We start from the raw sequence: 22,785 nt of genomic DNA, 5'->3' as shown, positions 1-22,785 counted from the left end.
GCCTAGGATGGTGACATGGCGAACACCACGTACACGCTGGTCCTGCTGCGGCACGGTCAGAGCGAATGGAACGAGAAGAACCTGTTCACCGGCTGGGTGGACGTCCCGCTGACCGAGAAGGGGCGCGCCGAGGCCGCCCGCGGCGGTGAGCTGCTGGCGGCGGAGGGCATCCGCCCGGACGTGGTCCACACGTCCCTGCTCAAGCGCGCCATCACCACGGCCAACCTGGCCCTCGAGGCCGCGGACCGCCAGTGGATCCCGGTCAAGCGCAGCTGGCGCCTGAACGAGCGCCACTACGGCGCCCTCCAGGGCAAGGACAAGGCCCAGGTGAAGGAGGAGTTCGGCGAGGAGCAGTTCATGGTCTGGCGCCGGTCCTTCGACACCCCGCCGCCCGCCCTGGACGACGACTCCGAGTTCTCCCAGGTCGGCGACGAGCGCTACGCGGATCTGGGCAAGGACGCCCCCCGCACCGAGGCCCTCAAGCAGGTCATCGACCGCCTGCTGCCCTACTGGGAGGAGCAGGTCCTGCCCGACCTCAAGGCCGGCAAGACCGTGCTGATCGCCGCGCACGGCAACTCACTGCGCGCCCTGGTCAAGCACCTGGACGGCATCTCGGACGAGGACATCGCGGGCCTGAACATCCCGACGGGCATCCCGCTGGTCTACGAGCTGGACCAGAACTTCAAGCCGATCACCGCGAACGGCCGCTACCTCGACCCGGAGGCCGCCGCGGCCGGCGCCGCCGCCGTGGCCGCGCAGGGCTCCGCGCACTGACGCGGCCGACGACGACGGGCCGGGACCCCGCCTGGGGGCCCGGCCCGTGGCGTCGGGGACGGTCAGGAGCCGGTGGCGTCCGGGCGGTGGGTCGCCCACTCGCCCGTGACGAGGTAGCGCACCTTGGCGGCCACGGACAGGCCGTGGTCCGTGAACCGCTCGAGGTAGCGCGAGGCCAGCGTGACGTCCGTGGTGGTGGCCGGCGTCGCGCTCCAGTCCGGGGCGGCGATCGCGCGGAAGACGGACAGGTGCAACGCGTTGACGTCCTCGTTGAGGGCGTCGATCCGGTCCCCGTGCGCCAGGTCCTGGGTCTCGAGCAGCAGGACGACCTCCTCGGCCACCTCCACGGCGGCGTCGCACATCGCGGTGATCACGGTCCGGACCTGTTCCGGGATGACGTGCTCGGGGTAGCGCAGCCGGGTCAGCTGGGCCACGTGGCGGGCGAGGTCGCCCATGCGCTCGAGCGAGGAGCTCATCCGCAGCGTGGCGACGACGGTGCGCAGGTCCGTGGCCACGGGCGCCTGCAGCGCCAGGATGCGCACGGCCTGCTCGTCGAGGGACTCCTGCAGCTGGTCGATCCGCGCGTCCTCCGAGATGACCCGTTCGGCGCCGTGCACGTCGGCCGCCTCGAGGGCGGCCTGCGCGTCCATCATGGCGCGGTGCACGAGGCGGGCGATCTCGGTCAGGTCGCGGCCCAGCCGTTCGAGGTCGGCTCGGTAGAGCTCGCGCATGGTCTCCTCTCCCCGGCGACGCCCGTGCGCCGCCGACCCCGACTCCCCGGGGCAACGGTCCACCCTGGCAGAGCAAGATGAACGGCCCATGAACGCCGATCGTCCGGCGTCTGGCGGGGCCGGGGCAGCCCGTCTCCGGGCCGCCAGAGGCTAGTCTGGTGCCGTGGATCCCGTCATCATCGGCCTGCTGTGCGGAGCGGTCGGACTGTTCACCGGAGTGGCCTCCATGCTGGCCTTCCGGGCGTCCGAGCGCTCGCGGACGGTGGACCTGACGGTCGGCGAGCCCACCCTCGCCCCGGGCGCCGCCGAGGTCCTCTCCGTGGTCGGCCGCGCGTACGCGGTGGTGGACGACGTCGACGGCGTGGTGCGCGCGAACCCCGCGGCCTACGCCCTGGGCCTCGTGCGGGGGCACTCGCTCGTCCAGGACCAGCTGCGGGAGCTCACGCGGACCGTGCGGGCCGACGGCGTCATCGTCGAGCGCCGCATGGAGCTGCCCCGAGGACCCCTCGGGCAGTCGAGCCTCGTCGTCGAGCTGCGCGTGGCCCCGCTGGACGAGGAGTACATCCTGATCCTCGCCGACGACCGCACGGACGTGACCCGCACCGAGGCCATGCGCCACGACTTCGTCGTCAACGTCTCGCACGAGCTCAAGACGCCGGTGGGCGCCATCTCCCTGCTCTCCGAGGCCATCGGCGACGCCGCGGAGGACGAGGAGGCGGTGCGTCGCTTCGCCGCACGCCTGGGCGTCGAGTCCCGCCGGCTCTCGGCCCTCGTGCAGGACATCATCGAGTTTTCCCGGCTGCAGGCCAAGGACGTGGTCCAGGACGGGGGGCCCGTGGACCTCAACGCCGTCGTCGCCGACGCCGTGGACCGCCTGCGCCTGACCGCCGAGGACCGCGGCATCGCGCTGCGCGTGGGCGGCCGCGTGGACGCGGTGGTGCACGGGGACCAGGACCAGCTGATGACCGCGGTGCGCAACCTGGTGGACAACGCGGTGCGCTACTCCCCGGAGGGCACCACGGTGGGCATCGGCCTGAGCTCCGTGGACGGGCTCGCCCAGGTCACCGTCACGGACCAGGGCATCGGCATCAGCCCGGAGGAGCAGGAGCGGGTCTTCGAACGCTTCTACCGCGTGGACGCGGCGCGGTCGCGTCAGACGGGCGGCACGGGCCTGGGGCTGAGCATCGTCAAGCACGTCGTCATCAACCACGGAGGGGAGGTCACCCTCTGGTCCCAGCCGGGCCGCGGGTCGACCTTCACCATCCGACTGCCCGAGTGGGGGGACAGTGTCGCCGTCGACGGCGCGCCGGGCGCCGCCCACGTCACCGAGCGGCGCGGTCACCGGGTGACCGCCTCGGCCGCACCCCCGACCCGGAAGGAGACGAGCGCATGAGCCGCATTCTGATCGTGGAGGACGAGGAGTCGTTCAGCGACCCCCTGTCCTACCTCCTGGAGAAGGAGGGGTTCGAGGTCACCGTCGCCGCCGACGGCAACGAGGCGCTGAGCGTCTTCGAGCGCGACAGCGCGGACCTGATCCTCCTGGACCTGATGCTCCCGGGGATGTCCGGCACCGAGGTGTGCCGTCAGGTGCGCCAGCGCTCCAACGTCCCCGTGATCATGCTGACCGCGAAGGACTCGGAGATCGACAAGGTCGTCGGCCTCGAGCTCGGGGCGGACGACTACGTGACCAAGCCGTACTCCTCGCGTGAGCTGGTGGCCCGCGTCCGCGCCGTGCTGCGCCGTCAGGGGGAGCAGGAGGAGCCGATGTCGGCGACCATCAGCGCCGGCCCCGTGCGCATGGACGTCGAGCGGCACGTCGTCTCCGTGGACGGCGAGCAGGTGTCCCTGCCGCTCAAGGAGTTCGAGCTGCTGGAGATGCTGCTGCGCAACGCCGGGCGCGTGCTCACCCGCGGCCAGCTGATCGACCGCGTGTGGGGCTCCGACTACGTGGGGGACACCAAGACCCTCGACGTGCACGTGAAGCGCCTGCGCTCCAAGATCGAGCCCGATCCCTCGAGCCCCCGCTACCTCGTCACGGTGCGCGGCCTGGGCTACAAGTTCGAGGCCTGACCGGGGCGCTCCGCCCGGGACGACGACGGCCCCGGCTCCACCTCACGGTGGGGCCGGGGCCGTGGCGTGCCGGGCGCAGGCCCGGCGGAGGTCAGTGCTCCTCGCCGTAGTGGTGGGTCTCCTCGTGGAGGTGCCCGACGAGATCCTCCTCCGAGGGCTCGACTCCCTCGGGGAGCAGGTCACGGTACTGCTCCTGGGTGGCGCTCAGCAGCGGGACGGCCAGGTCGGCGGTGCCGCCGTTGCCGGAGACGGTCACGGGCAGGTTCTCGCCGACCCACACGCCCTCGCGCTCCAGGACGGTCGTGTTCGCCTCGTCCTCGAGCTTGCGGCTCTCGCCGGCGGGGACCTTCAGGGTCGCGGAGCCGCCGCCCTCGGCCTGGAAGGTGTAGGTCTGATCCTGGCCGGAGGTGTTCTCCACGGTGCCGATCAGGCGGGCGGGGCCCGACTCGCCGTCGCCGACGAGGGCGAGGTTGCGGTAGCTCAGGAAGTCCTGCTCCTGGCCGTTGATGCCGTCCGAGGGGGAGTACTGGATGGCGGTGGCGATCGGGCTCACGGCGGAGCAGCCGGTGGCGCCCAGCAGGGCGACCGCGGCCAGCGCACCTGCGGCGAGGTGGCGCCGGGCGGGCCGGGATGCGTTCTTCACAGAGGTCTCCTCAGGTGCGATGACGTGCTCAGGAGCCCCGAGGCAGGGGCCCTGCCAGGTCAGGCTACCGCATCCAGGGACGCCGGCAGGCCTGTGGTACGGGGTCGTCCACTATCACATCCGGAGGCCGAAGATGTGACGGCACGCGCGGCATGACGGGGCCGCATGATAGAATGAGACGACTGAAAGGGGCACAACAACATGGTTTTTGAGGTCGGAGAGACCGTCGTCTACCCCCACCACGGTGCTGCGCGGATCGAGGAGATCAAGATGCGCACCATCAAGGGGGAGGAGAAGATGTACCTCAAGCTCAAGGTGGCGCAGGGAGACCTGACCATCGAGGTCCCTGCGGAGAACGTCGACCTCGTCGGCGTGCGTGACGTCGTGGATGCGGAGGGGCTCGAGCACGTCATGGAGGTCCTGCGCGCCGAGCACGTGGAGGAGCCGACCAACTGGTCCCGCCGCTACAAGGCCAACCTGGAGAAGCTCGCCAGCGGCGACGTCAACAAGGTGGCCGAGGTCGTCCGCGACCTGTGGCGCCGCGACCAGGACCGCGGCCTGTCCGCCGGCGAGAAGCGCATGCTCTCGAAGGCCCGCCAGGTGCTCGTGTCCGAGCTGGCACTGGCCAAGAAGGTCACCGAGGAGGAGGCCGAGGGCCGCCTGGACAAGGTGCTCGAGGGCTGACGAGCAGCACACGGCAGGGGAGGGGCCCGCGTCCACGACGCGGGCCCCTCCCCTGTCTCGTCCCCGGCCACGGCCGTCGCCGCCGGGGGTCCCGGGCCACGGACACCGGCGCGCTCCCTAGGATGAGGCCATGCCCACCGCCCTCGTGATCGCCGCCGCCGGCGCCGGCACCCGCCTCGGTGCCGGGCTGCCCAAGGCCCTCGCCCCCCTCGCGGACGGCCGCACCCTCCTGCACCACTGCCTGGCCTCCGTCGCCACCGCGCGCGCGGCCGGGCTCGCCCTGGACGCCGTCGTGGTGCTCACCCCGCCGGCGGAGGCCGACGCCGGCCGCGTGGCCGCCGAGGTCGACGCCGGTCCGCGACTGGACGTGCCCGTGCACTGCGTGTCCGGCGGCGCCGAGCGCGCGGACTCGGTCCGCGCCGGGCTCGCCGCGGCCTCCTACGCTCTGGCCGACCTCGCCCCGGCGGGGGCGCCCCGCCGCGTCCTCGTCCACGACGCGGCCCGCGCGCTGACCCCGCCGAGCGTGTTCGGGGCCGTGACGGCGGCGCTCGAGACCGGCGTGGTCGCCGCGGTCCCGGGCCTGCCGCTGACGGACACCGTCAAGCAGGTCACTCCCGGCCGGGGCGGCGTCGACGTCGTCGCGGCCACGCCGGCCCGCGCCGGCCTGCGCGCGATCCAGACGCCGCAGGGCTTCGACCTGGACACCCTGCTGGCGGCCCACGAGGCCGTGCGCACGGACCCCACGCTCGACGCCGCGGCGCTCACCGACGACGCGATGGTCATGGAGGCCGCGGGGCACGAGGTCGTGGTGGTGACCGGCGACCCGGCCGCGTTCAAGGTCACCGCCCCCGCCGACCTCGACCTCGCCCGCCTCGAGCTCGCCCGCCGCGCCCCCCGGGAGGAGGCACCCATGGACCAGCCCGCCCGCCCCGCCGCCGCGCCCGCCCCCCTGCCGCGCGTGGGGATCGGCACCGACGTGCACGCGTGGGCACCCGAGGACGCCCCCCGGCCCCTGTGGCTCGGTGGCATCCACTGGCCCGGCGAGCGGGGGGTGGCCGCGACCTCGGACGGGGACGTGGCCGCCCACGCGGCGTGCAACGCCCTGCTCTCCGCCGCCGGCCTCGGCGACCTCGGCGCCGTGTTCGGCGTCGACCGGCCCGAGATGGCGGACGCCTCCGGCGCGGACATGCTCCGCGAGGTGCTGCGCCTGCTGACGGAGGCGGGCGTCGCCGTCGGGAACGTGGCGGTCCAGGTGGTCGCACCCCGGCCCAAGGTGGGCACGCGCCGCGCGGAGATGGAGGCCGCCCTCTCCGCCGCCCTCGGCGGGGCCCCCGTGTCCGTCTCCGCCGCCACCACGGACCGGCTGGGGTTCATCGGGCGCAGGGAGGGGCTGGTCGGGATCGCGACCGCGCTCGTCGTCCCCGCGGCCTGAGCCCGCGCCGACGCACCGACTAGGCTGGCAGAGCCCCGTCAGGACCCCGCCCCTCCGGAAGGACCGCCCCCCCATGGCCCAGCGCTTCTACGACACCCGCACCGCGCAGATCCGGGACTTCGAGCCCCTCGTGCCCGGTGAGGCGTCGGTGTACTACTGCGGGGCCACGGTGCAGGGCATGCCGCACGTGGGCCACGTGCGCAGCGCGATCGTGTTCGACATCCTCATCCGCTGGCTCGAGGCCACCGGGCTGCGCGTCACCTCGGTGCGGAACGTGACGGACATCGACGACAAGATCCTCGACCGCTCGGCCGCCTCCCACGAGGCCGGCTTCGAGGCCTCGGACCTCTACCCGGCCCGCGAGCCGTGGTGGGCCCTGGCCTACCGGTTCGAGAGGGCGTTCGACGCCGCCTACCTCGCCCTCGGCGTCCGCCGTCCCACCTACGAGCCGCGCGCCACCGGCCACGTGCCCGAGATGTTCGCGCTCATCGAGCGCCTGATCGAGCGCGGCCACGCCTACCCCGCGCAGGACGGCTCGGGAGACGTCTACTTCGACGTCCGGTCCTGGGAGCGCTACGGCGAGCTCACCCGCCAGCGCGTGGAGGACATGCAGGACGCGCCCGACGCCGACCCGCGCGGCAAGCGCGACCCCCGCGACTTCGCCCTGTGGAAGGGCGCCAAGCCCGGTGAGCCCGCCACCGCCGTGTGGGAGTCGCCCTGGGGAGCCGGCCGCCCCGGATGGCACCTGGAGTGCTCGGCCATGTCCACGAAGTACCTCGGCGCCGAGTTCGACATCCACGGCGGCGGCCTGGACCTGCGGTTCCCGCACCACGAGAACGAGCTGGCCCAGTCGGCGGCCGCCGGGGACGGCTTCGCCCGCTTCTGGCTGCACAACGGGCTCGTCACCTACGGCGGCGAGAAGATGTCCAAGTCCGTGGGCAACACGATCTCCCCCGAGGAGATGCTCGGCATGGCCCGCCCGACGGCGGTGCGCTACTTCCTGGGGCAGGCCCACTACCGCTCCCAGCTCGACTACCGGCCCGGCGCCCTCGACGAGGCCGAGGCCGCCGTCGAGCGCATCGAGGGCTTCACGGCCCGCGCCCGCGCCGCCGGCGCCGTCCCGCCCGCCCCCGACGGGGCGCTCGCGGACCGTGTGCCCGCCGCCTTCCGCACCGCCATGGAGGACGACCTCAACGTGCCCCAGGCGCTCGCGGCCCTGCACGAGGCCGTGCGCGCCGGCAACTCGGCGCTGGCCGGGCAGGACCTCGACGCCGCGGCCGCCCGCCTGGCCGAGGTGGAGGCCATGACCGCCGTGCTGGGCCTGGACGACGTGCCCGAGGGCGACGACGCCGCGGCCGGCCCGGTGTCGGACGCCCTCGACTTGCTCGTCCGGTCGCAGATCGAGGCGCGGGCACAGGCCCGCGCGGACAAGGACTGGGCCACCGCGGACCGCATCCGCGACGCGCTGGCCGCGGCCGGCGTCGTGGTGGAGGACGGCGCCGACGGCGCCACATGGCGCCTGGCGGACTGACACCTAGACTGGAGAGCGATCCGGCGGCGCCCCGCGTGCCGCCGCCCCCGTCCCCGGCACGCAGGAGTCCCGCCATGTCCACCGCCCCCCGCTCCGGCGGATCCCGCAAGCCCAAGGGCAAGAAGGGTCCCGTGAAGGGCACCGGCGGCCACGGCCGCAAGGCGCTCGAGGGCCGCGGACCCACGCCCAAGGCCGAGGACCGGGTCTACCACAAGGCACACCGCGCCAAGCAGCTGGCCGAGCGCTCGGCCGCCAAGCGCGGCCCCGTGAAGGACCAGGTCCGCGGCCGCGTGAAGCTCACGGACGAGACGGTCTCCGGTCGCAACCCCGTGCTCGAGGCGCTGCGCGCGGGCATCCCGGCCAAGGCGCTGCACGTGGCCGTGCGCATCGAGATGGACGACCGCGTCAAGGAGGCCCTGCGCCTCTGCCTCGAGCAGGGCGTGCCGGTCCTGGAGAACACCAAGCCGGAGCTGGACCGCCTCTCCGGTGAGGCCGTGCACCAGGGCATCGTGCTGCAGATCCCGCCCTATGAGTACGCGGACGCCACGGCCCTGGCCCTCGACGCGCTCGCGAAGCACGAGAAGGGGCACCTGCGGACCCCGCCGCTGCTGATCGCGCTCGACGGCATCACCGACCCCCGCAACCTCGGCGCCATCATCCGGGCCGGCTCCGCGTTCGACGCGGACGGCGTGATCGTGCCCGAGCGCCGCTCCGTCGGCGTGACCGCCACCGCCTGGCGCACCTCGGCCGGCGCGGCCGCGCGGGTGCCCGTGGCCCAGGCCGGCAACCTGAACACCACCCTCGTCGACCTGCACAAGGCCGGCTACTTCGTGCTGGGCCTCGACGGCGGCGGGGACGTCTCCCTGCCCGGGCTCGCCCTGGCCACGGAGCCGCTCGTGCTCGTGGTGGGGGCCGAGGGCAAGGGTCTGTCCCGCCTGGTGCGGGAGCACTGCCAGCAGATCGTGTCCATCCCGATCGACTCGACGATGGAGTCCCTCAACGCCTCGATGGCGGTGGGCATCTCCCTGTACGAGATCTCGGTGCAGCGCGCCGGCGGGCGCTGACCTCCACGGCGCCCCCGCCCGGGATGACGGCCAGGCGGGGACGCGGGTGTCGCACACGGCGCCGACGCGGGCAGAGTGTCTACAGTGACGCCGATCACATGGCAGGATGTCGCGTGGATACGCGCACGTCTTGCCTGTGATGCGTGTCACCGCGCACAGTGTCTGCACTGTGTCCGACGGGCCCCCGTCGGCGAGCGCATCCCGCACCGCACCATCAGAACGAGGTCCGTCTCATGAAGCACCGCTCCCTCCCCCTCACCGCCGCCCTCGCCGTCGCCGCCCTCGGGCTCACGGCGTGCGGCGACTCCGGCTCCGGCGGTTCCGGCTCGTCCTCCGCCGCCGGCGGCGACGGCTCCTACACCGTGGGCATCAACCAGCTCGTCTCCCACCCGGCGCTCGACGGTGCGGCCGAGGGCTTCAAGGAGGCGTTCGAGGACGCCGGCCTGGACGTGACGTTCGAGGAGCAGAACGCCCAGGGCGAGCAGGCCACCGTCACCTCCATCGCCTCCACCTTCGCCAACGACGCGGACGTGGACCTCGTGGCCGCGATCGCGACCCCCGCCGCGCAGGGCACCGCCTCGGCCGTGAAGGACAAGCCGGTCGTGTTCATGGCGGTCACCGACCCCAAGGGCGCCGAGCTCGTGGCCTCGGACGAGGCCCCGGGCGGCAACGTCACCGGCGTCTCGGACCGCAACCCGGTCAAGGAGCAGCTGCAGCTGCTCAAGGACGTGAAGCCGGACGCCACGACCGTCGGCATCGTCTACAACTCCGGCGAGGCCAACTCCAAGGTTCAGGTGGACCAGGCCAAGGAGGCCGGCAAGGAGCTGGGCCTCGAGGTCAAGGAGGCCACCATCACCAACTCGTCCGAGGTCCAGCAGGGCGTGCAGTCCCTGTCCGGCGTGGACGGCATCTACGTGCCCACGGACAACGCCGTCGTCTCGGCGCTGGAGACCGTGGTGGGCTACGGCAAGGAGCAGCGCGTCCCCGTCATCTCGGCGGACATCGACTCCGTCGAGCGCGGCGCCCTGGGCACGTACGGCATCGACTACACGGCGCACGGCAAGCAGGCCGGCGAGATGGCCGTGAAGATCCTCAAGGACGGCGCGAAGCCGGCCGAGCTGCCCGTGGGCTACGCCGACCCGGCCAACCTGCAGCTCGTGCTGAACCCGAAGGCCGCCGAGGCCTACGGCGTCGAGATCCCCGCCGAGCTCACGGACAGGGCCGACCAGCTCGTCGAGGGCTGATCCCGCGCCTGCCCGCCTCCGCGGCGGCCCGGACCACGGGGTCCGGGCCGCCGCGGAGCACGTCGACGGCCGACCCACCCCGTCCCGCCGTCGTCCGTCCCCCTCGCACCGCCCGAAAGGCACCCACCCCATGCTGACCGCAGTGGAACTGGGTCTGATCTACGCCGTCGTCGCGCTCGGCGTGTACCTGACCTTCCGCATCCTCGACTTCCCCGACCTCACGGTGGACGGCTCGTTCACCACCGGCGCCGCCACGGCCGCCGTGCTCATCACGGGCGGCACGCCGGTGCCCCTGGCCATGCTCGCCGCGTTCGTGGCGGGCGCGCTCGCGGGCCTCGTCACCGGCCTGCTGCACACCAAGGGCCGGATCGACGGCCTGCTCGCCGGCATCCTCACGATGATCGCGCTCTACTCGATCAACCTGCGCATCATGGGCAAGGCCAACATCCCCCTGCTCGGCCAGGACACCCTGTTCACGTGGCTCGGTGACCTGGGCCTGGCCCGGAACTGGGGCTCGATCCTCGTCCTCTTCCTCGGTGTGTTCGTGGTGAAGCTGATCCTCGACTGGTTCCTGCACACGGACCTGGGCCTCGCCCTGCAGGCGACCGGTGACAACGAGGAGATGATCCGCTCGTACGGCGTCTCCACGGACCGGATGAAGATCCTCGGCCTGATGATCTCCAACGGCCTCGTGGCCCTCGGCGGTTCCCTGCTGGCCATGTACCAGGGCTTCGCGGACATCTCCATGGGCATCGGCCTCATCCTCGTGGGCCTGGCGTCCGTGATCGTGGGCCAGGCCGTGTTCGGCCAGCGCACGGTCTTCTGGGCGACGCTCGCCGTGATCGTCGGTGCCGTGCTCTACCGCCTGATCATCCAGTTCGCCCTCAACGCGGGCCTGAGCCCGAACGACATGAAGCTGATCTCCGCGGCCCTCGTCGTCGTGGCCCTGCTGCTGCCGCGCTTCGGCTTCGCCAGGCGCCTGAGCCTGCGCACGCGGGGCACGGCCGCGACCCCGGCGCCGGCCGCCGCCGCTCCGGCCACCGCCGGCATGCCTTTGACCGGCGAGCCGGGCGGCGCCACCCCCGCCGCATCCGTCTCCGAGGAGGCCCCCGTGCTTGAGATCTCGCAGGTCTCCAAGACCTTCTTCCCGAACACCGTCAACGAGCGGCGCGCCCTACAGGGCATCGACCTGCACCTGGCCGAGGGCGACTTCGTCACCGTGATCGGCTCCAACGGCGCCGGCAAGTCCACGATCCTGAACACGATCGCCGGCAAGCTGCTCCCGGACACCGGCACCGTGGCCGTGGGCGGCAAGGACGTCACCCGCATGCCGGACCACCGCCGCGCGGCCTCGATCGGCCGGGTGTTCCAGGACCCGACGGCGGGCACGGCCCCGAACCTCACGATCGAGGAGAACATGGCCCTGGCCTGGCGACGCGGGCACGCCCGCGGGCTCTCGCGGGGCGTCTCCCGCGCCCGGCGCGCGATGTTCCGCGACGAGCTCACGAAGCTCGAACTCGGCCTGGAGAACCGCCTCACCGCCAAGGTCGGGCTGCTCTCCGGTGGCCAGCGTCAGGCGCTCAGCCTGCTCATGGCCACGTTCTCCGGACCGAAGATCCTGCTGCTGGACGAGCACACCGCCGCCCTGGACCCGTCCCGGGCGGAGCTGGTGACCCGCCTGACCCGGCAGGTGGTGGCCGAGCACCGGCTCACCACGCTGATGGTCACGCACAACATGTCCCAGGCCCTCGAGGTCGGCAACCGGCTGATCATGATGCACGACGGCCGGATCATCCTCGAGCTGGACGAGCAGGAGAAGGCCGGGCGCACCCCGGCGGACCTGCTGGCCGAGTTCGGCAAGATCAAGGGCGCCGTCGTGGACGACAAGACCATGCTGTCCTGAGCGTCCCGTCCGGCGCCCCGTCCCCGGCCCGCCCCTCCGCCCCACGGCGGGCGGGCGGGCCGGCCGTTCTCACCGGGGCGGCCGCGGGGTAGCGTCGTGGCGTGAGCACCGTGAAGCCCGACACCCAGAGCGCCACCGCAGCCGATGTCCGCCTCCAGACCGTCACGGGGCGTATCCCGGTGACGGACGTGCAGCCCGTGGTGCTGGACGGCCGGTTCCCGGCGAAGGCCGTGGTCGGCGAGGACATCCCCGTCCGCGCGACCGTGTTCCGCGAGGGCCACGACTCCGTGCGCGCCACCGTCCGCCTGTTCGACCCGGCCGGCGCCGAGGTGCAGCGCGTGCAGATGCGTCCGGGCCGGCCCGGCCTGGACGAGGTCGTGGCCACGCTGCGGCCCGCCGAGCCGGGCCTGCACCAGTTCGTGGTCGAGGGCTGGGACGACCCGGTGGGCACGTGGAAGCACGCGGCCACCGTCAAGATCGCCGCCGGCGTCGACGTGGAGCTGATGCTCGCCGAGGGCGCGGCCCTGTTCCGCCGGGCCGCCGAGGACGCGGAGCGCTCGGCCGAGGACCGCGCCGTGTTCGAGGAGGTCGTTCGCGGCCTCGAGGACGAGTCGCTCATCCCTGCCCAGCGCCTGGCCTCCGCCGAGTCGGCGGAGGTGTCCGCCGTCCTCCACGCCCGCCCCGTGCGGGAGCACCTCACGAGCTCCGAGCTCTACCCGCTGGACGTGCAGCGCGAGCTCGCCGGCCGCGGCGCCTGGTACGAGTTCTTCCCCCGCTCCGAGGGCGCCCGCTTCGACGAGGCCTCCGGCACGTGGTCCTCCGGCACCTTCGCGACGGCGGCCGGCCGGCTCCCGGCGGTCGCCCGGATGGGCTTCCAGGTGGCCTACCTGCCGCCGATCCACCCGATCGGCACCACGCACCGCAAGGGTCCGAACAACACGCTGACGGCCGGGCCGCAGGACCCGGGCTCGCCGTGGGCGATCGGCGGGCCCGAGGGCGGGCACGACGCCGTGCACCCCGACCTGGGCACCGTCGAGGACTTCGAGGCGTTCGTGGCCGCGGCCGCGGACGAGGGCCTCGAAGTGGCCCTGGACCTGGCCCTGCAGTGCTCCCCGGACCACCCGTGGGTCACCGCGCACCCGGAGTGGTTCACCACCCGCGTGGACGGCACCATCGCGTACGCGGAGAACCCGCCGAAGAAGTACCAGGACATCTACCCGCTGAACTTCGACAACGACCCGGGCGGCCTCGCCCAGGCGGTGCTGGACGTGGTGCGGGGCTGGGTGGCCCGCGGCGTGCACATCTTCCGCGTGGACAACCCGCACACCAAGCCCCTGTGGTTCTGGGAGTGGCTGATCGCGAAGGTCCGCGCCGAGGAGCCGCGCGTCGTGTTCCTCGCCGAGGCCTTCACCCGTCCCGCGATGATGCACGCCCTGGGCAAGGTCGGGTTCCAGCAGTCCTACGGGTACTACACCTGGCGGAACACGGCCGAGGAGCTCGCGGAGTACCTCCAGGAGATCTCGCACGAGACGCCGGCGTTCTATCGCCCCAACCTCTTCGTCAACACGCCGGACATCCTCACGGAGTACCTGCAGCACGGCGGCCCGGGCGCGTTCCGGATCCGCGCCGTCGTCGCCGCCACGGCCAGCCCGCTGTGGGGCGTCTACGCCGGGTTCGAGCTGTTCGAGCACGTGGCCCGGCCCGGCGCGGAGGAGTACATCGACAACGAGAAGTACGAGTACCGCCCCCGGGACTGGGAGGGCGCGGAGGCCGCGGGCGCCTCGCTCGCCCCGTACCTCACCCGGCTCAATGAGATCCGCGCGGCGCACCCGGCGCTGGGCGACCTGCAGAACCTGACCCTGCACGCCTCGACGCACCCTGACCTGCTCGTGTTCTCGAAGACGCGCTCGGCCCGGCCCGAGGGTGCGCACCGGGACGCCGAGGCGGTCACCGACGCCGGTCCCGCGGAGGACACCCTGATCGTCGTCGTCACCACGAACCCGCACGACGTCGTCGAGGCGACCCTGGACCTGGACCTCGAGGCGCTGCGTCTGCGCCCCGAGGACCGCGACGCGTCCGGGGCCGTCGAGGTGGAGGACCTGCTCACCGGCCAGCGCTGGCAGTGGGGCCGCACCCCGTACGTCCGCCTGGACCCCCACGTCGAGCCCGCCCACGTCCTGCGGATCGTCCGGAACGGCTGAGCCGCTCCCGACGCCCGCCGTCCCCAGAACAGGAACCGCCATGACCCCGTCCGCCGCCCCCCGCCCCGCCGTCGCCCCGCTCGCCGTGGACCCGGAGGTGCTGGCCGCCGTCGCGCAGGGCCGGCACCACGATCCGCACACCGTGCTGGGCGCCCACCCGCATCCCGACGGCGCCGCGGTCACCTACCGCGTGCTGCGCCCGCTGGCGCGCACGGTCACGGTGGTCCGCGCCGGCGACGGGCAGCGGGTGGAGCTGATGCACGAGCACGACGGCGTGTTCGCGGGCGTGGCCCCGACGCCCCGCGTGGCCGGGGCCGCCGCGGGCGACTACCGCGTCGAGGTGGCGTACGAGACCGAGGACGGCACGACCGGTCCCGTCCAGGAGCAGGACGACGCGTACCGGCACCTGCCCACGCTCGGTGAGCTGGACCTGCACCTGATCGGGGAGGGCCGGCACGAACGGCTGTGGGAGGTGCTCGGCGCCCGCGTGGTCCGCACCTCCGCCGACGAGGCCGTCGGCACGGCCTTCGCGGTCTGGGCGCCGAATGCGCGGGCCGTGCGCGTGGTGGGCGACCACAACGGCTGGGACGGCCGGACCCACGCCATGCGGTCCCTCGGCTCCTCCGGCGTGTGGGAGCTGCTGGCGCCCGGCGTCGGCCACGGCGACCGCTACAAGTTCGAGATCCTCGGTCGGGACGGGCTCTGGCGGCAGAAGGCGGACCCGATGGCCCGTTGGACGGAGGTCCCGCCGGCCACGGCCTCGCGTGTGCTGGAGTCCGACTACGCCTTCGGGGACCGCACCTGGATGGAGCGCCGCCGCGTCACGGACCCGCACGAGCGCCCGCTGAGCATCTACGAGGTGCACCTGGGCTCGTGGCGGCCCGGGTTGGACTACCGCGAGCTGGCGGAGCAGCTCGTGGAGTACGTGCAGTGGCTGGGGTTCACGCACGTGGAGTTCCTGCCGGTCGCGGAGCATCCGTTCGGCGGGTCCTGGGGCTACCAGGTGACCGGCTACTACGCCCCCACCTCCCGGTTCGGCTCCCCGGACGAGTTCAAGCACCTGGTGGACGCGCTCCACCGGGCGGGGATCGGCGTCATCGTGGACTGGGTGCCCGCGCACTTCCCGAAGGACGAGTGGGCGCTCGCGCGCTTCGACGGGACCGCCCTGTACGAGCACCCGGACCCGCGGCGGGGCGAACATCCGGACTGGGGCACCCTCGTGTTCGACTTCGGCCGCACCGAGGTCCGCAACTTCCTCGTGGCCAACGCGCTCTACTGGCTCGGCGAGTTCCACATCGACGGGCTGCGCGTGGACGCCGTCGCCTCGATGCTCTACCTGGACTACTCGCGCGAGGACGGGCAGTGGGAGCCCAACGTGCACGGCGGCAACCACAACCTCGAGGCCATCGACTTCCTGCGCGAGGTCAACGCGACCGTGTACCGCCTGCACCCCGGCGTCCACATGATCGCGGAGGAGTCCACGGCCTTCTCCGGGGTGAGCGCTCCCGTGGACGCGGGCGGTCTCGGCTTCGGGAAGAAGTGGAACATGGGCTGGATGCACGACACCCTGGCCTACCTGTCCCAGGACCCGGTCAACCGCCGGTGGCACCACGGGCAGTGGACGTTCTCCATGGCGTACGCCTACTCGGAGAACTACGTGCTGCCGCTGTCCCACGACGAGGTCGTCCACGGCAAGGGCTCCCTGCTGGGCCGTATCCCGGGCGACCGTCGGCAGCAGCTGGCGACCCTGCGCGCCTACTACGGGTACATGTGGGCGCACCCCGGCAAGCAGCTGCTGTTCATGGGCGGGGAGTACGCGCAGCCGAGCGAGTGGTCCGAGGGCGAGGGTCTGGACTGGCCCGTCTCGTGGGATGAGGCGCACCGCGGGGTCCAGCTGACGATCCGGGAGCTCAACGCGCTCTACCGCAGCAAGCCGGCGCTGTGGTCGCTGGACCACAGCCCGGAGGGATTCTCGTGGGTGGACGGCGGCGACGCCGACGGCAACACGCTCGTGTTCCTACGCATGCCCGCGGCACAGGTGGTGCCGGAGCCGCGGATCGACGACGACGGCGCCGCGGTCCCGGCCGCTGAACCGGGCGGCGCCCCGCTGCTGTGCATCACCAACCTCTCGGGGTCGCCGCGTCAGGGGCTGCGCGTGGGGGTGCCGTCCGCGGGGGAGTGGACGGTGGTGCTGGACACCGACGCGACCGACTTCCACGGTGACGGCTGGCGGGAGCAGACCGGCCAGTCCGAGGTGATCGCGGCACACGAGGGCCAGTGGCAGGGCCAGCCGGCCCACGTCACGGTGAACGTGCCGGCGCTGACCACCCTGTGGCTCCAGCCGACCCTGGACACGGCCAGCACGCCCTGAGGCGTGGTGCACGTCACGATCGACGGTCTCGGCGCGGGGGCGTCGAACGGGGCGGGCCAGGCCGAAGAAATCCGCGAGAACAGGCGGAAACCGGCCGCCCACCCGTGACTGCACGCCGGGTGTCACCCTTGATTTTGTGTTCGGTGGGGTTCGTGTGTAGAGTTCCATCTCGTGCTCAAGACGCCGACCGGGTGACCGGGAGGCGGGGTGAAGAACACAGAATCCGCGGATTCATGCCGAGAATGGCAGGTCCAGGGCGGGTGGTGCTCACCGGGTGCGCGGCCGGCAGTGATGCGGGTCGGGATTCCTGAAGAAGATGATCTGGTTTGACAGCCGGGGATCATGTGGTAAGGTTTTCGAGGCCTTCCACGTGGATGGTCCGGTGAGTGTCTGGCCCCGCGGAAGCGGAGTTGACATTGTCGGATCGCGTGGTAAGGTTTTCTAGCCCGGCCATGTGAACGGACGGTGAATGCTTCGGACACGGAGTTGACACGGTCGAAACGGATGGTCTAGGATGGAGAAGTTGCTCCAGAGCGAAACGGCCCGCGGAGCGGGTCGCTGAAGCTGGAAGCGCCTGTTGTTTGAGAACTCAATAGTGTGCCAAGTTTGTTGATGCCAATTGTTTTAACACATATTGGTTGATCGTCGCCTGCCACCCCCGTGGTGTGGTGATGGTCTGCCAGGTATTGAATGGATGTCGTGGTGGTTATTTCCGGCTGCCACGGTGTTGTTCTGTAATTTTTTTACGGAGAGTTTGATCCTGGCTCAGGATGAACGCTGGCGGCGTGCTTAACACATGCAAGTCGAACGATGAAGCCCAGCTTGCTGGGTGGATTAGTGGCGAACGGGTGAGTAACACGTGAGTAACCTGCCCTTAACTCTGGGATAAGCCTGGGAAACTGGGTCTAATACCGGATAGGAGCGTCCACCGCATGGTGGGTGTTGGAAAGATTTATCGGTTTTGGATGGACTCGCGGCCTATCAGCTTGTTGGTGAGGTAATGGCTCACCAAGGCGACGACGGGTAGCCGGCCTGAGAGGGTGACCGGCCACACTGGGACTGAGACACGGCCCAGACTCCTACGGGAGGCAGCAGTGGGGAATATTGCACAATGGGCGCAAGCCTGATGCAGCGACGCCGCGTGAGGGATGACGGCCTTCGGGTTGTAAACCTCTTTCAGTAGGGAAGAAGCGAAAGTGACGGTACCTGCAGAAGAAGCACCGGCTAACTACGTGCCAGCAGCCGCGGTAATACGTAGGGTGCGAGCGTTATCCGGAATTATTGGGCGTAAAGAGCTCGTAGGCGGTTTGTCGCGTCTGTCGTGAAAGTCCGGGGCTTAACCCCGGATCTGCGGTGGGTACGGGCAGACTAGAGTGCAGTAGGGGAGACTGGAATTCCTGGTGTAGCGGTGGAATGCGCAGATATCAGGAGGAACACCGATGGCGAAGGCAGGTCTCTGGGCTGTAACTGACGCTGAGGAGCGAAAGCATGGGGAGCGAACAGGATTAGATACCCTGGTAGTCCATGCCGTAAACGTTGGGCACTAGGTGTGGGGACCATTCCACGGTTTCCGCGCCGCAGCTAACGCATTAAGTGCCCCGCCTGGGGAGTACGGCCGCAAGGCTAAAACTCAAAGGAATTGACGGGGGCCCGCACAAGCGGCGGAGCATGCGGATTAATTCGATGCAACGCGAAGAACCTTACCAAGGCTTGACATGTTCTCGATCGCCGTAGAGATACGGTTTCCCCTTTGGGGCGGGTTCACAGGTGGTGCATGGTTGTCGTCAGCTCGTGTCGTGAGATGTTGGGTTAAGTCCCGCAACGAGCGCAACCCTCGTTCCATGTTGCCAGCACGTCGTGGTGGGGACTCATGGGAGACTGCCGGGGTCAACTCGGAGGAAGGTGAGGACGACGTCAAATCATCATGCCCCTTATGTCTTGGGCTTCACGCATGCTACAATGGCCGGTACAATGGGTTGCGATACTGTGAGGTGGAGCTAATCCCAAAAAGCCGGTCTCAGTTCGGATTGGGGTCTGCAACTCGACCCCATGAAGTCGGAGTCGCTAGTAATCGCAGATCAGCAACGCTGCGGTGAATACGTTCCCGGGCCTTGTACACACCGCCCGTCAAGTCACGAAAGTCGGTAACACCCGAAGCCGGTGGCCTAACCCTTGTGGGGGGAGCCGTCGAAGGTGGGACCAGCGATTGGGACTAAGTCGTAACAAGGTAGCCGTACCGGAAGGTGCGGCTGGATCACCTCCTTTCTAAGGAGCATCAGTGCCCGTTGCATCACCGCGTGTGTGATGGCGGGTTGCTCATGGGTGGAACATCAACGAATGGTGCCAGTGGTGGTGCCGGCAGTGCTCGAGTACGTCATGCCTGTGAGGGTGTGGTTGGAATGGGTGGTGTTGGTGGCTGCGGGCTGGTGTTGGCACACTGTTGGGTCCTGGAACAGCAGGTGCCCTGACCTGTGAGGGTTGGGGTTGTTGTTTCTGGTCTCCGTGCCTTGTGAAGCTGGCCTTGAGGGTTGGTGGATGGGGTGTGGGTTGTTGTTTGAGAACTGCATAGTGGACGCGAGCATCTTATTTTTTGTTGCTGCATCGTTGATCGCACTGTTCCCCCTGGGGTGGTGTGTGAGGTGTGGTGATGCCGAGAATGACATCTTAGTTAGATATTGCTCATTTGAGGACTTTCATTGTGTGTGAAAGTTTCCAAGGGCGCATGGTGGATGCCTTGGCAACAGGAGCCGAAGAAGGACGTGGGAATCTGCGATAAGCCTGGTGGAGTCGATAACCGGACGTTGAGACCAGGATTTCCGAATGGGGAAACCCCGCACGACGTGTCGTGTGACCCCCGGTTGAACACATAGACCGGGTGGAGGGAACGTGGGGAAGTGAAACATCTCAGTACCCACAGGAAGAGAAAACAAAAGTGATTCCGTTAGTAGTGGCGAGCGAACGCGGATGGGGCTAAACCGTATGTGTGTGATACCCGGCAGGGGTTGCATGTGCGGTGTTGTGGGCCCCTCCTTGTCATGTCTGCCGGCATGGCGCAGTGAGGTGCGGGCATATAGACGAACCAGTGTGGATGCTGGACCGTAGAGGGTGAGAGTCCCGTAGTCGAAATGTGTTCCGCCGCTGTTGGGGGGTTGCCCGAGTAGCACGGGGCCCGAGGAATCCCGTGTGAATCTGCCAGGACCACCTGGTAAGCCTGAATACTACCTGTTGACCGATAGCGGATCAGTACCGTGAGGGAATGGTGAAAAGTACCCCGGGAGGGGAGTGAAATAGTACCTGAAACCATGTGCCTACAAACCGTTGGAGCCTCCTTGTGGGGTGACAGCGTGCCTTTTGAAGAATGAGCCTGCGAGTTAGTGATACGTGGCGAGGTTAACCCGTGTGGGGAAGCCGTAGCGAAAGCGAGTCTGAATAGGGCGATTGAGTCGCGTGTCCTAGACCCGAAGCGGAGTGATCTACCCATGGCCAGGTTGAAGCGCGTGTAAGAGCGCGTGGAGGACCGAACCCACTTCAGTTGAAAATGGAGGGGATGAGCTGTGGGTAGGGGTGAAAGGCCAATCAAACTCCGTGATAGCTGGTTCTCCCCGAAATGCATTTAGGTGCAGCGTCACGTGTTTCTTCCCGGAGGTAGAGCTACTGGATGGACGATGGGCCCTACAAGGTTACTGACTTCAGCCAAACTCCGAATGCCGGGAAGTGAGAGCGTGGCAGTGAGACTGTGGGGGATAAGCTTCATAGTCGAGAGGGAAACAGCCCAGACCACCGGTTAAGGCCCCTAAGCGTGTGCTAAGTGGGAAAGGATGTGGAGTTGCTGAGACAACCAGGAGGTTGGCTTAGAAGCAGCCACCCTTGAAAGAGTGCGTAATAGCTCACTGGTCAAGTGATTCCGCGCCGACAATGTAGCGGGGCTCAAGTACACCGCCGAAACCGTGGCATTCAGTTTTGCTGGATGGGTAGGGGAGCGTCGTTCACGAGGTGAAGCCAGCGGGTAACTTCTGGTGGATTGTGGACGAGTGAGAATGCAGGCATGAGTAGCGAAAGACGGGTGAGAAACCCGTCCGCCGGATGACTAAGGGTTCCAGGGTCAAGCTAATCTGCCCTGGGTAAGTCGGGACCTAAGGCGAGGCCGACAGGCGTAGTCGATGGACAACGGGTTGATATTCCCGTACCAGTGAAGAACCGCCCATGCTGAGCCGGTGATACTAACCGCCCGAACCATCCCGATCCTCGTCTTTGACGGGGACGGTGGTGGGGAGCGCGGGACCTGAACCGGGGAGGCAAGCGCATTAACAGGTGTGACGCAGGAAGGTAGCCGGGCCGGGCAATGGAAATGACCTGGTCTAAGGGTGTAGGGCTGCCGGTAGGTAAATCCGCCGGCTGTATGCCTGAGACCTGATGGGCGCCCACTTGGTGGGTGATCCGGTGATCCTATGCTGCCTAGAAAAGCATCGGCGCGAGGTTCAAACTGCCCGTACCCTAAACCGACACAGGTGGTCAGGTAGAGAATACTAAGGCGATCGAGAGAATCATGGTTAAGGAACTCGGCAAAATGCCCCCGTAACTTCGGGAGAAGGGGGGCCCCAACCTTGAGCACCACGTGCTGGTGTGAGGGGATCGGGGCCGCAGAGACCAGGGGGAAGCGACTGTTTATCAAAAACACAGGTCCATGCGAAGTCGTAAGACGATGTATATGGACTGACTCCTGCCCGGTGCTGGAAGGTTAAGGGGACCTGTTAGCTTCGGCGAAGCGGAGAACTTAAGCCCCAGTAAACGGCGGTGGTAACTATAACCATCCTAAGGTAGCGAAATTCCTTGTCGGGTAAGTTCCGACCTGCACGAATGGAGTAACGACTTCCCCGCTGTCTCAACCGTGAACTCGGCGAAATTGCATTACGAGTAAAGATGCTCGTTACGCGCAGAAGGACGGAAAGACCCCGTGACCTTTACTATAGTTTGGTATTGGTGTTCGGTGTGGCTTGTGTAGGATAGGTGGGAGACTGTGAAGCGGGCACGCCAGTGTTCGTGGAGTCATCGTTGAAATACCACTCTGGTCACTCTGGATATCTAACTTCGGCCCGTGATCCGGGTCAGGGACAGTGCCTGATGGGTAGTTTAACTGGGGCGGTTGCCTCCCAAAATGTAACGGAGGCGCCCAAAGGTTCCCTCAGCCTGGTTGGCAATCAGGTGTCGAGTGCAAGTGCACAAGGGAGCTTGACTGTGAGAGTGGCAGCTCGAGCAGGGACGAAAGTCGGGACTAGTGATCCGGCGGCTCGTTGTGGAACGGCCGTCGCTCAACGGATAAAAGGTACCTCGGGGATAACAGGCTGATCTTGCCCAAGAGTCCATATCGACGGCATGGTTTGGCACCTCGATGTCGGCTCGTCGCATCCTGGGGCTGGAGTAGGTCCCAAGGGTTGGGCTGTTCGCCCATTAAAGCGGTACGCGAGCTGGGTTCAGAACGTCGTGAGACAGTTCGGTCCCTATCCTCTGCGCGCGTTGGAAATTTGAGAAGGTCTGTCCTTAGTACGAGAGGACCGGGACGGACGAACCTCTGGTATGTCAGTTGTACCGCCAGGTGCATGGCTGATTAGCTACGTTCGGGATGGATAACCGCTGAAAGCATCTAAGCGGGAAGCCGGCTTCGAGATGAGATTTCCTTGCCCCTTTGAGGGTGTGAGGCCCCCAGCTAGAACACTGGGTTGATAGGCTGGATGTGGAAGCGAGGACTGAAGACTCGTGAAGCTGACCAGTACTAATAGGCCGATGACTTACACACACTCTTATCCTATTGCTTGCTTCAAGGTGATGGGTTGGTGTTCGCGTCCACTGTGCGGTTGTCTGATTGCAACCGGCTGTCTGCTTGTTGGTGGGTGGTTGATGTGTTTTCAGTTGAATAGTGTCACTGTTGTGTGACCCGTTTGGTTTCCCTGCTGTTGCCCGTGTTGAGGGTGGTGGTGTGGGGTTAGGGTTACGGCGGTCATAGCGTGGGGGAAACGCCCGGTTCCATTCCGAACCCGGAAGCTAAGGCCCACAGCGCCGATGGTACTGCAGCCGGGAGGTTGTGGGAGAGTAGGTCGCCGCCGGACATTCTTTGAGGGAGGGCCTCGCACCGTTGGGTG

13 protein-coding genes, 3 rRNA genes and 1 pseudogene are annotated in these 22,785 nt (G+C 68.7%); 15 read left to right on the top strand and 2 right to left on the bottom strand.

From position 1 onward, the window contains the following. The first annotated feature begins 15 nt into the window (after nt 1-15). Nucleotides 16-774, top strand: a complete 759-nt coding sequence (locus tag OVA32_RS00085; protein WP_073117224.1) for a phosphoglyceromutase — start codon at nt 16-18, stop codon at nt 772-774. Nucleotides 775-836: 62 nt separating this feature from the next. Here OVA32_RS00085 and phoU read toward each other — a convergent pair whose 3' ends face one another. Further along, entirely contained in the window at nt 837-1,505 is a 669-nt protein-coding gene (gene phoU / locus OVA32_RS00080) for a phosphate signaling complex protein PhoU (RefSeq protein ID WP_036316039.1), read from the bottom strand. A 163-nt stretch (nt 1,506-1,668) separates the two neighbouring features. On the opposite strand from phoU, the gene OVA32_RS00075 reads away from it, so the two are divergent. Together OVA32_RS00075 and OVA32_RS00070 are read left to right on the top strand one after the other, a co-directional pair. After that, nucleotides 1,669-2,898 (top strand): sensor histidine kinase, encoded by a 1,230-nt coding sequence (locus tag OVA32_RS00075; RefSeq protein WP_073117225.1) that lies wholly within the window; start codon nt 1,669-1,671, stop codon nt 2,896-2,898. Next, a complete protein-coding gene (locus tag OVA32_RS00070) occupies nt 2,895-3,575 on the top strand; it encodes a response regulator transcription factor (protein WP_002858071.1) in 681 nt (226 codons plus the stop codon). Before OVA32_RS00075 ends, OVA32_RS00070 begins: the two co-directional genes overlap by 4 nt. Before the next feature lie 91 nt (nt 3,576-3,666). Here OVA32_RS00070 and OVA32_RS00065 read toward each other — a convergent pair whose 3' ends face one another. Then, on the bottom strand, nt 3,667-4,218 hold the full coding sequence (locus tag OVA32_RS00065; RefSeq protein WP_036384688.1) for a hypothetical protein: 552 nt from the start codon (nt 4,216-4,218) through the stop codon (nt 3,667-3,669). Nucleotides 4,219-4,419: 201 nt separating this feature from the next. Here OVA32_RS00065 and OVA32_RS00060 point away from each other — a divergent pair, with 201 nt between their 5' ends. From OVA32_RS00060 to rrf, 12 genes and pseudogenes are all read left to right on the top strand, one after another. Then, complete coding sequence (locus OVA32_RS00060) at nt 4,420-4,902, top strand: CarD family transcriptional regulator (RefSeq protein ID WP_002858073.1); 483 nt, start codon at nt 4,420-4,422, stop codon at nt 4,900-4,902. A gap of 130 nt (nt 4,903-5,032) precedes the next feature. After that, nucleotides 5,033-6,334, top strand: a complete 1,302-nt coding sequence (ispF, locus tag OVA32_RS00055; RefSeq protein WP_185194651.1) for a 2-C-methyl-D-erythritol 2,4-cyclodiphosphate synthase — start codon at nt 5,033-5,035, stop codon at nt 6,332-6,334. Between the two features lie 73 nt (nt 6,335-6,407). Next, nucleotides 6,408-7,865: a cysteine--tRNA ligase gene (gene cysS, locus OVA32_RS00050; protein WP_101967264.1), complete on the top strand. Its 1,458-nt coding sequence runs from the start codon at nt 6,408-6,410 to the stop codon at nt 7,863-7,865. Nucleotides 7,866-7,939: 74 nt separating this feature from the next. Beyond that, entirely contained in the window at nt 7,940-8,929 is a 990-nt protein-coding gene (gene rlmB, locus OVA32_RS00045; RefSeq protein ID WP_115165402.1) for a 23S rRNA (guanosine(2251)-2'-O)-methyltransferase RlmB, read from the top strand. 233 nt (nt 8,930-9,162) lie between these two features. Next, the gene (locus OVA32_RS00040) at nt 9,163-10,173 is read left to right on the top strand and encodes an ABC transporter substrate-binding protein (protein WP_101967266.1); all 1,011 of its coding nucleotides are present in this window, start codon (nt 9,163-9,165) and stop codon (nt 10,171-10,173) included. A gap of 130 nt (nt 10,174-10,303) precedes the next feature. Next, a pseudogene (locus OVA32_RS00035) lies at nt 10,304-11,284 on the top strand (ABC transporter permease); the annotation flags it as partial. Continuing rightward, nucleotides 11,285-12,076 (top strand): ABC transporter ATP-binding protein, encoded by a 792-nt coding sequence (locus OVA32_RS00030; RefSeq protein WP_036382449.1) that lies wholly within the window; start codon nt 11,285-11,287, stop codon nt 12,074-12,076. 101 nt (nt 12,077-12,177) lie between these two features. Then, nucleotides 12,178-14,277, top strand: coding sequence for an alpha-1,4-glucan--maltose-1-phosphate maltosyltransferase (locus OVA32_RS00025; protein WP_101967267.1), 2,100 nt, complete (start codon nt 12,178-12,180; stop codon nt 14,275-14,277). Nucleotides 14,278-14,317: 40 nt separating this feature from the next. Then, the gene (glgB, locus tag OVA32_RS00020; RefSeq protein ID WP_101967268.1) at nt 14,318-16,648 is read left to right on the top strand and encodes a 1,4-alpha-glucan branching protein GlgB; all 2,331 of its coding nucleotides are present in this window, start codon (nt 14,318-14,320) and stop codon (nt 16,646-16,648) included. A gap of 742 nt (nt 16,649-17,390) precedes the next feature. Next, a 16S ribosomal RNA gene (locus OVA32_RS00015) occupies nt 17,391-18,913 on the top strand. Nucleotides 18,914-19,350: 437 nt separating this feature from the next. After that, nucleotides 19,351-22,442: ribosomal RNA gene (locus OVA32_RS00010) — 23S ribosomal RNA — on the top strand. A gap of 193 nt (nt 22,443-22,635) precedes the next feature. Next, nucleotides 22,636-22,752, top strand: a 5S ribosomal RNA gene (gene rrf / locus OVA32_RS00005). Together the 16S, 23S and 5S rRNA genes form the textbook arrangement of a ribosomal RNA operon. The last annotated feature ends 33 nt before the right edge of the window (nt 22,753-22,785 follow it).

This window comes from Micrococcus sp. SL257 (genome assembly GCF_026625585.1).
Classification (GTDB): Bacteria; Actinomycetota; Actinomycetes; order Actinomycetales; family Micrococcaceae; genus Micrococcus; species Micrococcus luteus.
This window is presented reverse-complemented; position numbering and strand designations above follow the sequence as displayed.